The sequence below is a fragment of the Clostridium neonatale genome (genome assembly GCF_001458595.1).
GTDB lineage: Bacteria > Bacillota > Clostridia > Clostridiales > Clostridiaceae > Clostridium > Clostridium neonatale.
In genome coordinates this window covers 1,782,180-1,802,353 of record NZ_LN890328.1, presented here as the reverse complement: position 1 = coordinate 1,802,353, position 20,174 = coordinate 1,782,180, and the positions used below count along the sequence as shown (strand labels likewise).

The 20,174-nt window shown below is 29.3% G+C and carries 15 protein-coding genes; 8 read left to right on the top strand and 7 right to left on the bottom strand.

Features of this window, described 5'->3' with window-relative positions; genetic code table 11:
• Positions 1-101 precede the first annotated feature (101 nt).
• Positions 102-881: a ZIP family metal transporter gene (locus tag BN2920_RS15065; protein ID WP_058295805.1), complete on the top strand. Its 780-nt coding sequence runs from the start codon at positions 102-104 to the stop codon at positions 879-881.
• 876 nt (positions 882-1,757) lie between these two features.
• Here the strand turns inward: BN2920_RS15065 and spoVAE are convergent.
• Genes spoVAE through BN2920_RS15040 form a run of 5 tightly spaced genes read right to left on the bottom strand, consistent with a single transcriptional unit; the run spans position 1,758 to position 4,702 of the window.
• Positions 1,758-2,111: a stage V sporulation protein AE gene (spoVAE, locus tag BN2920_RS15060; protein WP_058295804.1), complete on the bottom strand. Its 354-nt coding sequence runs from the start codon at positions 2,109-2,111 to the stop codon at positions 1,758-1,760.
• Between the two features lie 18 nt (positions 2,112-2,129).
• Positions 2,130-3,131: a stage V sporulation protein AD gene (gene spoVAD, locus BN2920_RS15055; RefSeq protein ID WP_058295803.1), complete on the bottom strand. Its 1,002-nt coding sequence runs from the start codon at positions 3,129-3,131 to the stop codon at positions 2,130-2,132.
• The gene (gene spoVAC / locus BN2920_RS15050; RefSeq protein WP_058295802.1) at positions 3,132-3,611 is read right to left on the bottom strand and encodes a stage V sporulation protein AC; all 480 of its coding nucleotides are present in this window, start codon (positions 3,609-3,611) and stop codon (positions 3,132-3,134) included.
• A gap of 11 nt (positions 3,612-3,622) precedes the next feature.
• Positions 3,623-4,483 carry a DUF421 domain-containing protein gene (locus BN2920_RS15045; RefSeq protein WP_058295801.1) on the bottom strand — a complete coding sequence of 287 codons (861 nt, stop codon included), beginning with the start codon at positions 4,481-4,483 and terminating at the stop codon, positions 3,623-3,625.
• Positions 4,484-4,495: 12 nt separating this feature from the next.
• Positions 4,496-4,702, bottom strand: coding sequence for a DUF1657 domain-containing protein (locus BN2920_RS15040; RefSeq protein WP_058295800.1), 207 nt, complete (start codon positions 4,700-4,702; stop codon positions 4,496-4,498).
• A gap of 306 nt (positions 4,703-5,008) precedes the next feature.
• Here BN2920_RS15040 and BN2920_RS15035 point away from each other — a divergent pair, with 306 nt between their 5' ends.
• Positions 5,009-5,212 (top strand): DUF1657 domain-containing protein, encoded by a 204-nt coding sequence (locus BN2920_RS15035; protein WP_058295799.1) that lies wholly within the window; start codon positions 5,009-5,011, stop codon positions 5,210-5,212.
• A 519-nt stretch (positions 5,213-5,731) separates the two neighbouring features.
• On the opposite strand, the gene BN2920_RS15030 is transcribed toward BN2920_RS15035, so the two are convergent.
• Positions 5,732-6,463: a sulfite exporter TauE/SafE family protein gene (locus BN2920_RS15030; RefSeq protein WP_058295798.1), complete on the bottom strand. Its 732-nt coding sequence runs from the start codon at positions 6,461-6,463 to the stop codon at positions 5,732-5,734.
• Positions 6,464-6,713: 250 nt separating this feature from the next.
• Between BN2920_RS15030 and BN2920_RS15025 the strand changes: the two genes are divergently transcribed.
• Together BN2920_RS15025 and BN2920_RS15020 are read left to right on the top strand one after the other, a co-directional pair.
• Complete coding sequence (locus BN2920_RS15025; protein WP_058295797.1) at positions 6,714-8,474, top strand: 1-deoxy-D-xylulose-5-phosphate synthase; 1,761 nt, start codon at positions 6,714-6,716, stop codon at positions 8,472-8,474.
• A gap of 662 nt (positions 8,475-9,136) precedes the next feature.
• The gene (locus BN2920_RS15020) at positions 9,137-9,298 is read left to right on the top strand and encodes a zinc-ribbon domain-containing protein (RefSeq protein ID WP_058295796.1); all 162 of its coding nucleotides are present in this window, start codon (positions 9,137-9,139) and stop codon (positions 9,296-9,298) included.
• A 386-nt stretch (positions 9,299-9,684) separates the two neighbouring features.
• Here BN2920_RS15020 and BN2920_RS15015 read toward each other — a convergent pair whose 3' ends face one another.
• A complete protein-coding gene (locus tag BN2920_RS15015; RefSeq protein ID WP_058295795.1) occupies positions 9,685-10,461 on the bottom strand; it encodes a class I SAM-dependent methyltransferase in 777 nt (258 codons plus the stop codon).
• Positions 10,462-10,845: 384 nt separating this feature from the next.
• On the opposite strand from BN2920_RS15015, the gene polC reads away from it, so the two are divergent.
• The 4 genes from polC to BN2920_RS14995 all read left to right on the top strand — a co-directional run bounded on the left by polC (position 10,846) and on the right by BN2920_RS14995 (position 20,085).
• Positions 10,846-15,246 (top strand): DNA polymerase III subunit alpha, encoded by a 4,401-nt coding sequence (polC, locus tag BN2920_RS15010; protein ID WP_307993442.1) that lies wholly within the window; start codon positions 10,846-10,848, stop codon positions 15,244-15,246.
• 511 nt (positions 15,247-15,757) lie between these two features.
• Positions 15,758-16,285 (top strand): MarR family winged helix-turn-helix transcriptional regulator, encoded by a 528-nt coding sequence (locus tag BN2920_RS15005; protein WP_058295793.1) that lies wholly within the window; start codon positions 15,758-15,760, stop codon positions 16,283-16,285.
• A 238-nt stretch (positions 16,286-16,523) separates the two neighbouring features.
• Positions 16,524-18,257, top strand: a complete 1,734-nt coding sequence (locus BN2920_RS15000) for an ABC transporter ATP-binding protein (RefSeq protein ID WP_058295792.1) — start codon at positions 16,524-16,526, stop codon at positions 18,255-18,257.
• Positions 18,250-20,085: an ABC transporter ATP-binding protein gene (locus BN2920_RS14995; protein ID WP_242868389.1), complete on the top strand. Its 1,836-nt coding sequence runs from the start codon at positions 18,250-18,252 to the stop codon at positions 20,083-20,085. The genes BN2920_RS15000 and BN2920_RS14995 overlap by 8 nt, the downstream gene beginning before the upstream one ends.
• Positions 20,086-20,174: the final 89 nt, after the last annotated feature.

Here is a 20,174-nt window from a genome sequence, read left to right as displayed (position 1 = left end):
ATTATTATTAATTATTACGATTATTTAAGCTAAATAAATTATTTAGCAATCATGATTTTTGTGAATTTATATAAAAATATATTTTATAGAGGGGGGAACATATGAATACTTTAGTAGGAATATTAATACCATTTGTAGGAACATCATTAGGGGCGGCATGTGTTTATATAATGAAAAAAGAAATGAATCCATTTGTAAATAAAGCATTACTTGGATTTGCTTCTGGCGTAATGATTGCAGCATCGGTATGGTCATTAATAATCCCTGCAATTGATATGTCTAGTAATATGGGAAAACTATCATTTATTCCAGCAGCAGTTGGAGTATTAGTTGGAATTTTATTTTTACTAATGCTTGATAAGCTGATTCCACATCTTCATTCAAATAGTAATGAGCCGGAAGGAATAAAGAAGAATAATTTAAAGAAAGCAACAATGCTTGTTTTAGCTGTTGTTATTCATAATATACCAGAAGGAATGGCTGTTGGAATTGTTTTTGCAGGTGCTTTGAATGAAGGCGCATTATTAACTCTTGCAGGAGCTTTTGCTCTTTCAATAGGAATAGCAATTCAAAATTTCCCAGAAGGAGCAATAATATCAATGCCACTAATAAGTGAAGGATTAAGTAAAAACAAGGCATTTCTTTATGGGGTATTATCTGGAGTGGTAGAACCAATAGGAGCAATTGTTACAATAATGTTTTCTGGTTTAATAACACCTTTTATGCCATATCTTTTATCATTTGCAGCAGGAGCAATGATATATGTTGTAGTTGAAGAATTAATTCCAGAAGCTTCTCAAGGTGAGCATTCCAATATTGGAACAATAGGATTTTCTATAGGGTTTGTAATTATGATGATTTTAGATGTTGCATTATCATAAAAATAAAATGATTAAACTATTAATTTTAATAAATGAATAGTTTAATCATTTTTTATTTAACTTACTGTAAAGTGGAGTTTTCATACATAAGGTTATAATAAAATATTTTAATCTTTAACTGAATAATTTATAAATATAGTTTATATATTTGTTTGCACTAAAAAAATATTTGAGCGAATGGATTACTGTATTTTTCAAAAGATATATAAATTGAAAGAAAGAATAAATTTTCAATTGGAGCATTGCCAAAACAGGAGAAGAAAAAGAAAATTATTAGAACTGCTGTTAAAAGGGACACGCAGAGAGAAGTATTTGAGCTAAAAATTAAGAAAATTTTATAAAAAATATTGACAGAAATAAGATAACAAGGTATTATTTTAAATGAGAATTGTTTTCAATTAAAATAATACTCATTCTAATTGAAATATATTTTCAATAAATAAAAAACTTCTTTGTCAGCACACAACAAAGAAGTTATAAAGGTTAATACATCGCGTAACCTTAAAAAATGCTCCTCATTAACAAATTAATAAACGCACATTTTAATTTGTTAAAACAAAATCTTATTGTATGATTTGCACACCTCATACAATAAGATTTTAGTTTTTTTTAATATAATTGTCAAGTTCGTTTTGTATTTTATTAAGAATAAATTTATAGAATATTATTTTTATAATTTATCAAGGTATTTTAAAAACTAATTGATATATTAAATACAAAACAGATATGTAGAATATGGTTGCTGAGCAAAAGCTAGAATTTGAATTTAAGTTCTGGCTTTTTAAATGTATTTTGGTAATAAGAAAAAGCATTTGATAAATAGTTATAGATAATAGACTTTCATTGGCAATATATATTGCCAATTGTAAATTATTATTACCCCTTAGGTTTAAATATCATAGCAGCAAGAAAGCCAAAGATTATTGCAGCAGAAACTCCGCCACTTACTGTCTTTAACATTCCAGTAAATATTCCTATAAAGCCAGTCTCAGTTGCTTCTTTTATAGCTGCTGTCACAAGAGTATTTCCAAAACTACTTATAGGTATAAATGCACCTGCACCTGCAAATTTAACTAAAGGATCATATAGTCCAAATCCTCCGAGGATTGCTCCTATTACAACTAATGTACATGTTGTGTGTGCTGGAGTAATCTCTAAAATATCCATTATAAGTTGACCAATAACACATATCAGACCACCTATTATAAATGCAAAAATAAATTTTTCCATAACTTATAACACCTCTTTTTACATTTCTATAGAAACAGCATGAGCAATACAAGGTATGCTTTCTTTTTGCTGAAAAGATATAGGAGACATTAATGCTCCTGTTGCAACAATAAGCATTTTCTTTAATTCACCTTTTCGCATACGATTAAGCAAATGTCCATAAGTTACAGTAGCAGAGCATCCACATCCGCTGCCACCAGCAAAGCTTGGTTGTTCTTTCTTATATATTAATAGTCCACAGTCAGTAAATATGTCTATGGGCATATTTATTCCATGCTTTTCAAATAAAGCATTGGCAATTTCATGACCAACTTTTCCTAAATCACCTGTAGCAATAAGATCGTAATAAGAAGCATCAATATTTAAATCTCTAAAATGAGCTTCTATTGTATCTACAGCTGCTGGAGCCATGGCAGCACCAACATTATAAGGATCAGAAATACCCATATCTACAACTCTTCCTATAGTGGCAGAAGTTACTTTAGGACCATCACCATTTGGACCAAGGATGCAGGCACCAGCTCCTGTTACTGTCCATTGAGCTGTAGGTGGTCTTTGTACTCCATACTCTGTAGGATATCTAAATTGTTTCTCAGCTGCCGCATTATGACTGCTTGCGGCAGCTACAACATATTTTGCAGAATTACTATCTATTAATTGGGCTGCCAATGATAAACCTTCCATAGAACTAGAGCAGGCTCCAAATATTCCTAAATAAGGAACTCCTAAAGTTCTGGCAGCAAAACTGCTGGAAATAATTTGATTCATTAAATCTCCACTTAAAAAAAAGTTAATATCGTCTTTTCTTAAATTTGATTTTTGGATTGCTCTTTGACAGGCATGCTCAAGCATAGTTTTTTCAGCTTTTTCATAACTATCCTGCCCAAACCATAAATCTTCACCAATTATATCAAAGTCATTAGCTAAAGCACCATTGCCTTCAAATGGTCCGCCAACAGCTGCAGAAGCTAATATTGTAGGCTTAGAATTAAAAATCCAAGATTGATGTCCTTTAAGCATTTACATCGCTCCTAACCAAGTTATTGTCATTTTTATTGTAGCAATTATAAAAGATGCAAAAACTCCATAAACAACAATTGCACCTGCAAGGCTGAACATGTTTCCAGCTACCCCAAGTACAAATCCTTCACTTTTATGCTCAATTGAAGCAGAAGCTATAGAATTAGCAAAGCCTGTGATAGGAACTGCAGTCCCGCATCCTGCCCATTGACTCAAATGATCAAAAATTCCAAGACCAGTAAATAAAGCGGCGAAAAATATTAAAACAACTAAAGTTGGAGATACTGAAGTTTTTTCATCAAAGCTAAAATAGTTCATACAAATCCATTGTATTATTTGACCGATTGTACATATTGTACCTCCAACAAGAAATGCTCTTATACAATTCTTAAAAATAGGCCTTTTAGGTTCTATTTTATTTACTAATTTATCATATTCCTGCTGAGTGGCAGTCATTTTTTTCTTTTTCATATTTGACATATATTCACCTTCTAACGTAATAAGTATGGCTTTAATTTTTTTATTATCTCTTCTAATTTTTCAGCATTTTTTGAGTACATAGTTTTTGTATCTTTATCGTCACAATCTAAAGAAAATGAAATAAAATCTGCTTGAGTTTTCTTTATACTAGCATATAGCATTTCTTTAACTTGTGTTTTTGGCACCTGTATCATGTCGTCAAAAAGATCCACATATAAATCACCAGAAGAATCTACTTGACCAAGAAAAACATTTTCAAGTGTGACACCTTTTATTTCTAATTGAGTTTTAAGCCAATCATGATTTAATCCGGCATTAGTAAGACCCTCATTTAATATATTCCCATCTAAAATTACTGCTTGTGGTTCAGCCTTAGATGCTACTTGTTTTCCTAAATCATAGGAAGTTACTGGCTTTTTATCAGCTTTTAAACTAACATTAATTTCTCCATTTGTTTCCATTACAGCAAACTCTACATCAGCTAAGTTAAATGCTTTTTTTGAACGCATTTCTTGTAAAAACTCCTCGCCTGTAATTCTTTCTTTAGATAAGTTATCTTCCATTATCTTGCCATTTTTTATTAAAACTCTTTCTTTGCCATTTATTAGATTGTAGATTACTTTGCTTTTCATAGAAGCATAATCTAAAATAAGAGGCATAAGAGCCCAAACAGCCAATGTAATTAATCCAAAATAAATATTAGGAACTATATTTAAAGATATTAGAGAAATTATAATTGCAATGACTGCATAAGAAATGAAGTCAAATGGAGTAGCTCTTGATAAGGTTTTTTTCTTTATATATTTTGTTATAATTAAAGTTAAAAAAAATAAAACGATTGAATTAAATAATATTATTAACCAAGTATTCATATGTCACCTCACTTAGTTGCCTTTGTATTGGGGTTCCTCAAACTCCATAAATCCTATTCTCTTTTCTAAATCAGCTTTGATTTTATGTATTTCTTTAGATGCTTCATTGTAAATTCTCTTAGCGTCTTTATCACGTTCTTGTAATGAATACATTTCTAAAGTTGCTTCAGCTCCTTTTAGTGTAGCTAATGTTTCTTTAACTTTTGAAATAGCAGTCATAAAAAAGTCTCCTTTATAGTTTAAATTGCTTACTAACTTACTTTAACCAGTAATATTAGTTTTAATTCATATAACAATGTAAATATTTATTTAAAATGTTAAAGAAAATTTCCAAGGATATGTAGGATAAGAAGAGTTAAGGTTTATTATACTTATTAATAGAAATTATATACACTAAATTAAATAAATATAGGATATATTTATTTAAGGAAGATATTTCATTATGATAAGTTGAATATTTAAATTGATTATGAACAAAAATATAGTTGCAATAAAAAATAGATTTACATTGAAGGAGGGATTTTTATGCCAACAGGAACTAAACTAGAGACAGCATTAGCTAGTGCAAAAGGATTAGCTGCAGATATGAAGACATTTTCTTTAGATACAGATAATCAAGAAGCAAAACAAATGTTTGATCAACTTGCAACTACAATGGATAGTGTAGAACAACAAATTCAATCAAGACTAGACTTTGTAAAGCAAGAAGAACCTCAATATAATAATTAATATTATTGAGTTAACTTTGAGAAGATAAAAATAAACCTTGTTTTAATAGATATAGTATTACTTTATAATATGATGTCTATTGAAATGAGGTTATTATTTTTCAACCAATTAATATTTATAATTATTTCTATGAATAATATATAATAAGATTTGAAATTATTTCTGAATTTTGAATGTATAAAAGAATATATAAATATGGATAAGTTATTTAAAAAATATTGCAATAGACTAATGCATAGTTCCTAAAGAATAAAAAATAAATTATATGCGCCTGGCCTTTTCTTCGGCAAGCTCAGAAAATCCAGAGTGCGCTGAAAAAAATCGACGGCTTAAAGGACTACGTTTTATAAAAGCTATTGTATTCTATTGGATTTGCATTTTTATAGAAGACTATATCATAGTCGCCTTGGCGATTTTTTTATGTTCTAAGAAGCTGTTGTCATATATGAGAATTTTCTAAGAAATAGCTGTGTAGAAAAGTATCTAATATTTATATTTTATGAATTTATAAATAAGTGACTAAATAATATGACTTATATTATTTATAATAAGTGAAACACCAGAGAGCATAAGAAGCATGATAACAACTTTTTTTATGACTGTTTCACTTGTTTTATTAGATAATACACTGCCAATATATAATCCAATAGCCATAAAAGGAATAAGCAATAATGCAGCTTTTAATATGGTTAGATTTATAATTCCTGTTAATATATACAAAATGATTCTAAATGTATTTTCAATTAAGAAAACAATGCACAAATTACCTTTAAACTCATTTTGATTGTCAGTAGTTCTGCTTACGTATGCAGCAAGAAATGCACCAATGCCAAATAATCCACAAAGAATGCCGGATATTATTCCTATTATTGTTAGTACAATTTTGGAGCTTTTATTTTTTTCTTTTTGCCTTTCTCTTAAAAACATTTCTAATGATATAGTAACTATCGATAGACCAAAAAATATTTTTAGAAATTGAGTGTTTACCGTTTTTAAAAATATAGCTCCGGGAATTATTCCTGCTATAACCAAAAGTGATAATGGAAGCCATATTCTTTTTGAAAGACATTTTCGTTGTTTATAAGCAATAAATATATTTGATGGATATCCAAGTAAAAGTTCAGTGGGAGTTATATTAATATTGTTAGCTGTAAAGCTCATAATTGAACTAAAAACTAATGTGTTTGCAAAACCACACATACCTTTAATGATGTAAGCAGTTATTGTGGCTATAATAGCAATTATTATCATTAAAATTCCTTCTTCCATAATTATAATACTATTAAATAACATGCATGTCTAATAGGAACGTTGTACTATAATATGATTATAATGTGGTATACTAATCAAAACAATAAAGATATTACTATATTTTATAATTATATTGAGGTTTATTATGCAGATAAAAATTAATGAGGATAAAAAATACTTGACTTGGAGTTAACTTCAAGTGCTACACTAAGTTAGAAGTTGATTATAAGAGTGAAGGAAGTGTACTAGAATGTTAAATATTTTGAACAAAATCAATGGACCAAAAGATTTGAAAAGTCTTACAGGTAATGAATTAACAGAATTATCTAATGAGATAAGAGAGGTTTTAATAAAAAAAGTAAGTACAACAGGAGGACATTTTGGACCAAACTTAGGAATGGTTGAAGCAACAGTTGCTCTTCATTATGTATTTAATTCACCAGTAGATAAAATAGTATATGATGTATCTCATCAATCATATCCACATAAAATTTTAACTGGAAGAAAAAATGCATTTATAAATCCGGATGAATATAAAACTGTTACTGGATATACTGAACCTAATGAAAGTGAACATGATTTCTTTACGGTAGGGCATACATCCACTTCAGTTAGTTTAGCATGTGGACTTGCTAAAGCTAGAGATGTAAAAGGTGGAAATGAAAATATTATAGCTGTTATAGGTGATGGTTCTTTAAGTGGTGGAGAGGCTTATGAAGGTTTAAATAATGCATCAGCATCTGGAAAGAACATAATAATAATTGTAAATGATAATGATATGTCAATAGCAGAAAACTATGGAGGCCTTTATCAAAATTTAGCACTGCTTCGTGAAACTAATGGAACGGCTTCAAATAACTTTTTTAAAGCATTAGGATTTGATTATTATTATGTTAATGATGGAAATAATATTGAGTCTCTTGTAGAAGCATTTTCAAAAGTTAAAGATATAGATCATCCAGTTATTGTTCATATTAAAACAATAAAAGGTAAAGGGTACAAGGATGCTGAAGTGAATAAGGAAGCTTTCCACTGGGTTATGCCTTTTGATTTAGAAACAAAAGAACCTTTAATAAAATCTGATGAGAAAGACACTTATGGAAGTATAACTGAAAAGTTTTTAATGAAAAAAGCAAAAGAAGACAAGAAAGTGGTAGCAATTACAGCAGCAACTCCAGGCGTAGTTAATTTACTTTCATTTAGAGAAGAATTTAAAGATCAATATATTGATGTAGGAATAGCTGAAGAACATGCAGTGGCTCTTGCATCTGGAATAGCATCACAAGGTGGAAAGCCAGTACTAGGATTTATGAGTTCATTTATACAAAGAACTTATGATCAATTATCACAAGATTTAGCTATAAATAATAATCCAGCTCTTATTATGGTTTATAGTGGAGGAATATCAGGGGGAGATGTTACTCACCTTGGAATATTTGATATACCATTAATATGTAATATACCTAACATAGTTTATCTTGCGCCAACAAATAAAGAAGAATATCTTGCAATGATGGAATGGGGAATAGAACAAGTAAGCTGTCCAGTTGCTATACGTGTTCCAAATACAGAACTAATGTCAACAGGAATTGAAGTTAAACCAGATTTTAGTAATATAAATACTTATGAAAAAGTTGAAGAAGGAAAAGATGTAGCAATCATAGGACTTGGAAGTTTCTATCATTTGGGAAAGAAAGTAAAGGAAAAATTAAAGAAAGAAACAGGAATAAATGCTACATTAATTAATCCTAGATTTATAAGCGGAATAGATAAAAACTTATTAACAAGCTTATTAGAAGATCATAAATTAGTTATAACTTTAGAAGATGGAGTACTTGATGGAGGATTTGGTGAAAAGATTTCAAGATTCTATGGTGATAAAGATATGAAGGTATTAAATTTTGGAGCACAAAAAGAATTTACTGATAAAGTTCCACTAGATGAATTATATGAAAGATATCATTTAACTGAAGAATTGATAGTGTCTGATATTAAGAAGATTATTAAATAAATTACGTAGAATCAGAGTTTAGTGGATAACAACCAAAATTCAATATATGATAGGCTTGTATTGTAGGAAAATTTGAGTTGAAAATTCTACAGACAGAGGCTGTGCCCAAAAATGTTTGCTCCAACAACAAGTGTTGGACAAACAATTTTGGAACAGCCTCTGTCTAAAAATTTAATAACTCAAATTTTCAATACAATACTACGCATAAGCAGAGAACCAAAATCTTTGATTTGGTGTGAATCGCTGACCCAGCGAATGAATATGAGTCGGGTATTCATATATTGAATTTCTTTGTTTTCTTTAAACTCATAATTAATGCTATTTATGGTTTTTAGTATATATTATACCTGAAAATACTGATTTCCGTAAGTATGTAGAAATTATTTTTTAGTTACATACTACAATAAATAAGTAAATTCTTAAGTAGAGAACGCTAATATGTGATTTGGTGTGAATCTCATATACATACGAATGTATATGAGTAGATATTTCTTTAAAGAATTCCTTCTACCACGTATAAAATAAAAAAGCTTGCAATTAGATATTATTAATGTTATAATTATAACATATTAAGTTAAAAGATTTTTTTAGTTGTAGATTTCTCCTGATTAGAGAATTATATTAATTAATATTGATCTTTAATAAATAAGGAGGAATTTAATATGACAGATAAGACATTAGTATGTAAAGATTGTAACGAAGAATTTATTTTCAGTGTAGGAGAACAAGAATTCTACAAAGAAAAAGGTTTTGATAATGAACCAGTTAGATGTCCAGCTTGTAGAAGAGCAAGAAAAGATCAAAATAATAGAAATAGAAGATAATTTTTGAACTTTAGAGTTGTGAATTTTATCACAACTTTTTTAGTTATCAAATAAGAAAAATGGTGAATGAAATGTATTAAAAAGGTAAGTGTTTTATAGAAATAAATATATGAAATACAGGGTTCATTAGTAGTTTATCCCTAAAAGCTACTTTCCATATAAATAATGAGGAGACAACTATTAATTTAGTTATCTCCTTTTTATATTTTCTTTATGTTTAGAAAAATTAGTGAATATTAAAGATAAGCCTAAAATTTGTTTTAAGCCTTTTTATACGAGCTTAGAAATTGGCTCAGTTTATTTTTAATAAACTTGCCAAGGTTCTTGGTGGATTAATATGCTATGCTCTAATAAACCATTTTGTAGAAAGCCCAATATTATATTTCTTATTCCTTTCTCAAAATATCTAAGGTATGTGCGCTTGCACCCAGCAAATCTTGTCTTTCACAAGTTGAAAGATGATAATCAATAAAAATCTTAAAAGTATCTTCATCCATAGAATTCAAAACAGGTCTCATATAATTAGCAGGTCCATCTGCTGCAATTAGCTTTATCCTTTGGAGTTTTACTTCACCATTTAACTTATTAATATCTTCAATCCTTACATAATCATATAAATCTTCTGGTTCTGATATAACGTGAAAACCCTCATTGACTTTACCATTTTCAATAGATTCACGAATATGATTTTCTTTAAAACCATATGTTAATATACTATATTCATTCATACAATATGCTACTAGTATAACACCACCTGATTTAGTTACTCTCTTTGCTTCTTGTAGCGCTTTTACTTTGTCCTCAAATTTATACAAATGATACATTGGTCCAAACACCAATGTCATGTCAAAAGTATTTTCTTGAAATCTTGATAAATCTAATGCTGTCCCCTGCATTGCTTTTACTGTACTTCCTTTTGATTTTAGAATACCTAGGTTGTGCTTTACAAGCTCAATGGCAGTAACATCATATCCTTCATTAGCTAGTTGTACAGAATATCTACCAGTCCCTGCACCAACATCTAAGATTTTTGCATTTCCCTTATCTTTTAGATATTCATGAATATACTTCATGGAAGTAATATATTCAACTTGTCCATGTCTTCTTGTTAATCTTTTATCTTCACAAAATTTATTGTAGTATTTTTCTAATTCTATTGTCATCTTTTTATGTTCTCCATTTATTATTATGTTAGAAATTATTGAATAAAAATAAAAAATCGTTTTTTGTATGCTTAAATTTCTCATGGTCTTCACTTTACATAGCAAAGCAAGACCTCTCTGCACTTAGTATTGATTTTTTCTATTCAACATTAATTACTCTAAACCATAAAGCTATATAAATCAAGTGTGAAAATATGCTACCAAATAAAAATATATACATGCCAAAAATGTATTAAATGTTGAAGGAAATACATATAGAGAGATAAATGGAGTATTTATTAAAAAGATGTATATTTATGATTATTTTTATAATATGACAAATTATAGTATTAATTATATAATATAAAGATACTAAAAGATCATTTGTAAGAAAGGTTTGAAAGAATAATGAAAAGGATAAATGAAGTTTTTAGTGACTATGAAGCGGGATTTAACATAAGCAATGCAATTGTAGATGGAGTTGTTTTAAAGAAAAAAAGCAAGATTTTAGAGCTGAAGATTACTTCTGATAAATATATTGAATTTAGTGAAATTGAAGGACTTAATAATTTTATTAAAGAGAGATTTGTCCTAAATGATTCTAAGATAACCATTATGTATACAGATGAAGTAAAGCAGAAACCAATAGAAGAAACTTTTGAAAATATAATGACTAGGTTTGGTGATAAGCATCCTTTATTAAAAGCAGCATTAAATAGCTGTGAATATGAAATAAAAGATAATAAAATAAATTTTAATTTTAAGATTGTTGTATCACATATGCTTAAGGAATTAAATTATGACAAGGAAATTCAAGATGTTTTAAGAAATATGTATGGAAAATCATATACAATAAACTTTATTGATGATATAACAGATGAAGAGTTATTTAAATTAAATGAAGAAGAGCATAAAAAGAGAATTGCTGTTATCAAAAATGAACTTAAATCTGATGCATCATCCCCAAAAACTCCGCAATCAAAGCCAGTTGAGAAGATTATGGGAAATCCTTATTCTAAAAGTGGTTCATTTAACCAAGGTGATTCAAAAGGTGAATCAAAAAAAGAAGATAAAGGCAAAAAGGATAATCCATTTTTAATATTAGGAAGAAGTGCAAATATTAAAGAGCCAGTTATTAAAATTACTGATATTTCACCATATGAAGGAACGGTTGCTGTAGAGGGAGAAATTTCAAACATGGAAACAAAAGAACTTAGAAGTGGAAAGATTCTAGTTTCTTTTGATTTATATGACAATTCAAGTTCTATAAGCTGCAAGTCCTTCCTTAAGCCAGAGAAAAGTGATGAAGTTTTATCAAGACTTAAAAAAGCTAAAGGTGTAAGACTTTTTGGCAACTCTGGATATAGCAAATTTTCAGGGGAAATTGAGATTATTGCTAATATCATAATTGAGACAAATGGATTAAAGAAAACCGTAAGAAAAGATAACTCAGAAGTTAAGAGAGTAGAACTTCACATGCATACAAAAATGAGCACAATGGATGCTATGACAAGTGCTACAGATTTAATTAAAAGAGCTATGAGCTGGGGCATGAAATCTATAGCTATAACAGATCACGGTGTTGTGCAGGCATTTCCTGAGGCACATAAATTGCTTGGAAGAGATAATAAAGATATGAAAATAATATATGGAGTAGAAGCTTATTTAGCACCAGATAAAAAGCCAGCTGTAACCAACATAAAGGGGCAGAGCATTGATACAACATATTGTGTGCTAGACCTTGAAACTACAGGTTTTTCTCCAAAGCTTGAGAAAATTACCGAAATAGGAATAATGAAAATTCAAGATGGAAAAGTAATTGATAAGTTTAGTACTTTTGTAAATCCTGAAAAGTCTATTCCTCAAAGAGTAGTTGAAGTTACTAACATAACTGATGATATGGTAAGGAATGCAGAAACAATAGATAAGGTATTCCCTAAAATGCTTGATTTTATTAAAGATACTGTTTTGGTTGCTCATAATGCGGACTTTGATATTGGATTTTTAAAGCATTATGCAAAAGTTTTAGGGCATGATTTTGATTTCACATATTTAGATACATTGACTTTAGCGCATGATTTATTTCCTGATTATAAAACTTATAAATTAGGAAGAATAGCTAAAAATCTTGGCATAAAGGTAGAGGTTGCACATAGAGCATTAGATGATGTTGATACTACTGTTAAGGTATTTAATGTGATGATTGACACGTTAAAGGAAAGAGGAGCATTAACCCTTGAAGATATAGAAGAATATGCTTCAGATGAAGAATCTAAAAAAGTAGCATATAAAAAACTTAGAACTCATCATGCAATAATACTTGCAAAGAATTATACTGGATTAAAAAATTTATATAAGCTTGTATCATTTTCACATTTAGATTATTTCTACAAAAAACCACGTATATTAAAAAGTATGTATAAGAAATATTCTGAAGGTTTAATACTTGGAAGTGCATGCAGTGAAGGAGAACTTTATCAATCCATATTACTTGGAAAATCTGATGAGGAAATCGAAAATATAGCAAAAGATTATGATTATTTAGAAATTCAGCCTCTTGGCAATGATGATTATTTAATAAGAAATGGGAATGTGCCAGATAAGGAATATTTAAAAGAAATAAATAAACAAATAATAAGACTTGGAGAAAAACTTAATAAGCCTGTAGTGGCAACAGGGGATGTTCATTTTATGGATCCAGAAGATGAAATCTACAGGCGTATATTAGAAGCCGGTCAGGGATTTAAAGATGCAGATAATCAAGCACCATTATATTTAAGAACAACAGAAGAGATGCTTGAAGAGTTCTCATATCTTGGAGAAGAAAAAGCATATGAAGTTGTTGTAACAAACACAAACAAAATATCAGATATGTGTGAACAAATAAGTCCAATTTCACCAGAAAAATGTCCACCGCATATAGATGGATGTGAGCAGACAATAAAGGATATTGCTTATGGAAAGGCACATGAACTATATGGTGATCCGCTTCCAAAGATTGTTCAGGATAGACTTGATAGAGAATTAGATTCTATTATAAAAAATGGATTCTCGGTAATGTATATTATTGCACAGAAGCTTGTGTGGAAATCAAATGAAGATGGATATCTTGTGGGATCAAGAGGATCTGTTGGTTCGTCTGTTGTTGCATATATGACAGGTATAACAGAAGTTAATGCTCTTCCAGTGCATTATAGATGTCCAAAATGTAAGTATTCAGATTTTACGGATTATGGATATAAAAATGGATTTGATTTACCTGATAAAGTCTGCCCACAGTGTGGAGAAAATCTAGATAAAGACGGAATGGATATTCCATTTGAAACCTTCCTTGGGTTTAATGGAGATAAAGAACCAGATATAGATTTAAACTTCTCAGGAGAATATCAAGCAAAGGCACATAAATATACAGAAGTTATATTTGGTAAAGGTACAACATTTAAAGCTGGAACAATAGGTACTGTAGCTGAAAAAACAGCATTTGGATATGTAAAAAAATATTTTGAAGAAAGAAATAAAACTGCTAATAAAGCTGAAATAACAAGAATATCAAAAGGATGTACAGGAATAAAGAGAACAACAGGGCAGCATCCAGGAGGAATAATAGTTGTTCCAAAAGGAAGAGAAATATATGAATTTTGTCCAGTTCAGCATCCAGCAGATGATCCTGAGTCAGATATTATAACAACACATTTTGATTATCACTCTATTGATCAGAATCTTTTGAAACTCGATATACTTGGCCATGATGATCCTACGGTAATAAGAATGCTTCAAGATATTACAGGAGTTGATCCACAAAAGATACATCTTGATGATAAGGAAACAATGTCACTATTTTCATCAACAAAAGCTCTTGGAGTGACACCAGAACAGATAAATTCAAAAGTTGGGACTTTTGGAATACCTGAGTTTGGAACTAAGTTTGTTCGAGGAATGCTTTTAGATACACTTCCTACAACATTTTCGGATTTATTATGTATATCAGGATTATCTCATGGTACTGATGTATGGCTTGGAAATGCTAAGGATTTAATTGATTCAGGAGTAATAACAAGTATCAGTGATGCAGTATGTTGTAGAGATGATATTATGGTTTATTTAATTAAAAAAGGACTTCCACCAAATACTGCTTTTAAAATAATGGAGCTTGTTCGTAAAGGTAAAGCATTAAAAGATCCAGAAAAATGGGCAGAATATGAAGCGCTAATGAGAGAACATGATGTACCTGAATGGTATATAGATTCATGTAAAAAGATAAAATACATGTTCCCTAAGGCCCATGCAGCAGCTTATGTTATGATGGCTTTTAGAATTGCTTGGTTTAAGGTTCATATACCAAAGGCATATTATGCAGCTTATTTTTCAATAAGAGCAAAAGCATTTGATGCAGAATTTATGATTTTTGGAAAAGAAAAAGTTAAAGAAAAAATGAAGGAAATCAGCCTGCAGGGAAATGATGCTGCACCAAAAGATAAGGATATGTATGATGATTTAGAGATAGTTTTAGAAATGTATGAAAGAGGCTTTAAGTTCTTGCCAATTGATTTATATAAATCAGATGCAACTAAATTTAAGGTAGAAGAGGATGGATTAAGACCACCAATAAATAGTATATCTGGTATGGGGAATGTGGCAGCAGAATCTATATATAATGCTGTTCGTGAAGATACTCCTATAAGTTCAATAGATAATTTGAAAAAGAGAGCTAAAATAGGAAACTCAGCTACAGATTTACTTAGAAAATTTGGATGTTTAAATGATCTTTCAGAAAGTGATCAAGTAAGCTTTTTTGATATGGCGTAACCACTTTTATAGAAGGTAATAACATTTTAATTGAGTTTATAAATTAAGAACTGTAATTTTAATTATCTATAAGAATAGAAGAAATACTAAGCAATTATATTAAATTATGATTACTTAGTATTTTTTATTCTTTAGGAAATTATATTGCAGAATAGCCTGTGGACAACTAATGTTGGATTAGATTTTAAAAATAATATATAGTACCTAAAGAATAAAAAATAAATTATATGCGCCTGGCCTTTTCGCAGGCTCGCTCAGAAAATCCAGAATGTGCTGAAAAAAATCGACGGCTTAAAAGATTACCTTTAATAAAAGATATTGTATTATAATATAGGCTATAAAAATATAAGTTATAACTGTATTTAAATGCCAATATGAAGTATTCATATAGCTAAGCAATATAATTAGGTACCTAAATAAATTATTGACATTAGAAAATCCGTCAATTATAATCAAATTGTTAGGTACCTAATCAATTATAAATAAGTAACCAAAATAGGAGGAATTTAATATGTCAGATACAATTTCAAATAATTTATATAATGCGCTGCAGCGTCTAAATAGACAGATGCACAGAAGTAGACATCGTATAATGCCACCAATAGAAGGCCTTAACAGAGGACAGATCAGGTTATTATTTTTGATTTCAAAAAATGATGGAATAATACAACGTGACTTGGCAGATATGATGGATATTCGTCCATCATCTTTAACAGAAATGTTAAGTAATTTAGAACAACATTTATTTATTGTACGAAAGAGCGATGAGAAAGATCGTAGAGTGATGCATGTTTACCTTGCTGATGCAGGTAGAAATGCAATTGAAGGCTTTAACCAGGTTAATGATAAATTATCAGCTTCAATTTTTAACTGTCTGACAACAGAAGAAAGTGAAAAAATGTTGGAGATGGTTAATAAAATTAATGAAAATCTTGAGATGACAAATGGAGCTGATGAAGTAGGACATTGTGAAAAGAATATGCACCATCACCATTGTCATGGTCATAAAGATCATCATAAGCATTTTATTGAAGATTAGTCAGGATTATAAAATAACAAATACAAATGAGCAGAAAATAGCAAGGAGTTGTTTTCTTAATATAATTTTTAATATTTACTATTTACAGTGTCACTATGAGATTGCTACATTCCAGAGTGACACTGTAAATAGTAATTAGCATGAAGAATTATTATGGTATTTGCCTGTTATTAAAGAAGAATCATCACAATACCTATTTTTATATTTGAAAACAGTTTAGAAAGGAATGAGAGAGATTATGATTAAACTATTGTTAAGATTTTTAAAAGGATCAGCAGTTATTTGTGCAATAATAGCACCTATAATGATGATTTTAGAAGTTTCTATGGATTTGCTTCAGCCAACATTATTAGCAAATATTATAGATATAGGCCTCGTAAATAATGATACAACTTACATTTTAACTGTAGGTAAAAAAATGCTTATTGTAGCCATACTTGGACTAATAGGTGGATCAGGCTGTTCAGTATTTACTTCCATAGCATCTATGAAGCTCGGTCAAAATTTAAGAACAGGATTATTTAATAAAATTCAAACCTTATCATATGCAGATATAGATCATTTAAAACCATCATCATTAATAACGAGATTAACCAATGATGTAATGCAAATTCAAAATATGGTAACAATGCTTTTGAGAGGAATGATAAGATCACCGCTACTATGTATTGGTGGGCTTATAATGTCTTATATTCTTAGTCCAATGCTTTCCATAATATTTTTAATAGCAATTCCAATTATATTAATTTCAGTTGTTATAGTAATGAAAAAATCATTTCCATTATTTTTATCTGTTCAGCAAAAAATAGATAATATCAATGTGGTTATGCGTGAAAATATTTTAGGGGTGCAGGTAATCAAAGTTTTTAATATAGTAAACAAACAGTTTAACAGGTTTAATGATGCAAATAATGGTTTAAATAGTGAGAGTATAAATGCTCAGAATATAAATATGATGCTTTGGCCTATTGTAACATTAGTAATGAATTTTGCAGTAATAAGTGTATTATGGTTTGGCGGTATAATGGTAAATAACGGCTTAATACAAGTAGGTATCATTATGGCTTTTATAAATTATATAATTCAAATAATGAATGCTTTGATTATGGCGGTAAGCATTGTAATAAATATTTCACGTGCGAAGGCATCAGCAGATAGAATTAATGAGATATTTGATATAGTTCCAGCTATAAATAATAATGATGGAACAATTAAGATAGAAAAATATGATGTTGAATTTAAAAATGTAAGCTTTAAATACAATGAAGATAGTGATTATGTCTTAAAAAATATAAATTTTCAAGTAAAAGAAGGAGAAAAAATTGGCATAATAGGAGGTACAGGTGCTGGTAAAAGTACTTTAGTTAGTTTGATTTCTAGACTATATGATGCAACAGAAGGAGAAATACTAATTGGAGGCGTAAATGTAAAAGATTTAAATCTTGCAGAACTTAGAAAGAATATTGGTTTTGTCACTCAAGAAAATACATTATTTTCAGGAACAATAGAACGAAATTTAAAATTTGGAAGTGCTGAAGCAGACCGAGATTTAGTAGAAGAAAGCGTTAAAGAAGCTGAAGCCTATGAATTTATAATGGAAAAAGAAAACGCTTATGAGAGTATTGTAGAGCAAAGAGGCCAAAATTTTTCTGGTGGTCAAAAACAGCGTCTTTGCATAGCTAGAGTCTTAAATAGGAACTGTAAAATTTTTATTATGGATGATTCCACTAGCGCTTTAGATATGGCAACAGAAGCTAAACTTCAAAATTCCATAAAAAAGAGAATGAAAAATAAAACTATGTTTGTTATTGCACAAAGAATATCAGCTATTGCAGATGCAGATAAGATTATTGTTCTTGATAATGGTACTATTAACGCTATTGGAAAACATGAGGATTTAATAAAAAATAATGAAATATATAGAAGCATTGCAATTTTGCAATTTGGTGAGGATGTGATTAAAGTTGGCTAATTTAAAGGAATTTAGTATACAAATGCCAGGCAGACATGGTGGTCCAGGTAGGCACTTAGAAAATATTAAACTCAAAAATCCATCAGAAACAATAAAAAAATTAATAAAATATATTGGTAGTAGTAAAACGGTAATATCTTTAATATTTTTATTATCTTTTATAAGTACAGTAATAAATATTATAGGCACTAGAATGAATGGGTATACTTTAGACAATTTTATTGAAAAAAGGGACATGCTCGGATTGCGAAACATTTGTATTATATTAGCAATAATATATTTGGTAGGCAGTATAACAACTTTTTTTCAAAATAGGTTGATGGTTTATATTGCACAAACAACTGCTTCTAATATTAGAAAGGACTTATTTAAAAATATTCAAAAGTTGCCTTTAAAATATTTTGATACGCATTCCAGCGGTGATATCATGAGTAGATTAACCAATGATGTTGATAATATTAATACGACTTTATCACAAAGTGTTATACAATTTTTTTCAGGAATTATTAATGTAGTAGGAATGTTTATAGCTATGCTAATTTTAAGTCCAATTCTTACATGTGTAACAATTGTGACAACTCCTTTAATGATAATTATCACTAAAATAATTGCAACTAAAACTCAGCCATTGTTTATTAAACAGCAGAGAAATCTAGGTGATTTAAATGGTTATATTGAAGAAATGGTTTCAGGTCAAAAAACAACATTGTTATTTTCAGAAGAAGAACAGGTTAAAGATAATTTTAATGAAATAAATGAAAAACTAACAAGCAGTGCAATCTATGCTCAAGCTTTTTCAGGAATTATGGGTCCAGTAAACAACTTTATTAATAACTTATCTTATTTAATAGTAGCCGTAAGTGGAGGATATTTAATTGTACAAGGCAAAGGAAGTATATCTGTAGGAATAATTTTTACATTTATCATATATATGAGAAATTTCACTAGACCAATTAATGATATCCTCAATATTTTTAACACAATACAAAGTGCTTTAGCTGGTGCAGAGAGAGTATTTGAAGTTATAGAAGAAGAGAAAGAAGAAGATAGTATTAATGCAGAGCAGATTGAAAGTATGGAAGGGACAGTTTCTTTTGAAAATGTGAGCTTTTCATATAATAAAGATAAGATGATTCTAGATGGGCTTAGTTTAGAAGGAGAAAAAGGTAGTTTAATTGCAATTGTTGGACCTACTGGCTCAGGAAAAACTACAATAATAAATTTATTGACTAAGTTTTATGATATAGATAGTGGAAAAATCATTATTGATGGTAAAAATATTGATAGTATTAAAAGAGATAGTCTAAGAAAATATATATCAATAGTATTACAAGACACTTTTTTGTTTTCAGAAACTGTTAGAGAAAACATAAGATACGGAAGATTAAATGCTACTGATGAAGAAGTGGAAGAGGCAGCAAAACTTGCTAATGCACATCATTTTATTATGCAATTACCTGAAGGCTATGATACTGTTTTATCTGATAACGGAGGGGATTTGTCTCATGGTGAAAGACAGCTTTTAGCAATTGCAAGAGCTAGCTTAACGGACTCATCTATCTTAATTCTAGATGAAGCAACTTCATCTATTGATACCCGTACAGAAATGGCAATTCAGAAAGCAATGTTAAATTTGATGAATGGTAAAACAACATTTGTAATAGCTCATAGGCTAAGTACTATAAAAAATGCAGATAAAATTATCGTTCTTAAAGATGGCAAAATTGTTGAAAGTGGAAAACATGATGAATTGCTTAGCAAAGATGGCTTTTATGCAGAGCTTTATAATAGTCAATTTAATAAAGATAAAGAAGGACTTTATTATTAATATTGTATTAACTTTGATAAAATAGATGAACTGGACTTTTCTAAAAAAAAGAGAATGGACCAGGTCCCATGAATATATTTTTGAGATTT

Coding starts and splice junctions, on each gene's coding strand:
- BN2920_RS15065 (WP_058295805.1), top strand. CDS start 102: ATGAATACTTTAGTAGGAATATTAATACCATTTGTAGGAACATCATTA.
- spoVAE (WP_058295804.1), bottom strand. CDS start 2,111: ATGGAAAAATTTATTTTTGCATTTATAATAGGTGGTCTGATATGTGTT.
- spoVAD (WP_058295803.1), bottom strand. CDS start 3,131: ATGCTTAAAGGACATCAATCTTGGATTTTTAATTCTAAGCCTACAATA.
- spoVAC (WP_058295802.1), bottom strand. CDS start 3,611: ATGTCAAATATGAAAAAGAAAAAAATGACTGCCACTCAGCAGGAATAT.
- BN2920_RS15045 (WP_058295801.1), bottom strand. CDS start 4,483: ATGAATACTTGGTTAATAATATTATTTAATTCAATCGTTTTATTTTTT.
- BN2920_RS15040 (WP_058295800.1), bottom strand. CDS start 4,702: ATGACTGCTATTTCAAAAGTTAAAGAAACATTAGCTACACTAAAAGGA.
- BN2920_RS15035 (WP_058295799.1), top strand. CDS start 5,009: ATGCCAACAGGAACTAAACTAGAGACAGCATTAGCTAGTGCAAAAGGA.
- BN2920_RS15030 (WP_058295798.1), bottom strand. CDS start 6,463: ATGATAATAATTGCTATTATAGCCACAATAACTGCTTACATCATTAAA.
- BN2920_RS15025 (WP_058295797.1), top strand. CDS start 6,714: ATGTTAAATATTTTGAACAAAATCAATGGACCAAAAGATTTGAAAAGT.
- BN2920_RS15020 (WP_058295796.1), top strand. CDS start 9,137: ATGACAGATAAGACATTAGTATGTAAAGATTGTAACGAAGAATTTATT.
- BN2920_RS15015 (WP_058295795.1), bottom strand. CDS start 10,461: ATGACAATAGAATTAGAAAAATACTACAATAAATTTTGTGAAGATAAA.
- BN2920_RS15005 (WP_058295793.1), top strand. CDS start 15,758: ATGTCAGATACAATTTCAAATAATTTATATAATGCGCTGCAGCGTCTA.
- BN2920_RS15000 (WP_058295792.1), top strand. CDS start 16,524: ATGATTAAACTATTGTTAAGATTTTTAAAAGGATCAGCAGTTATTTGT.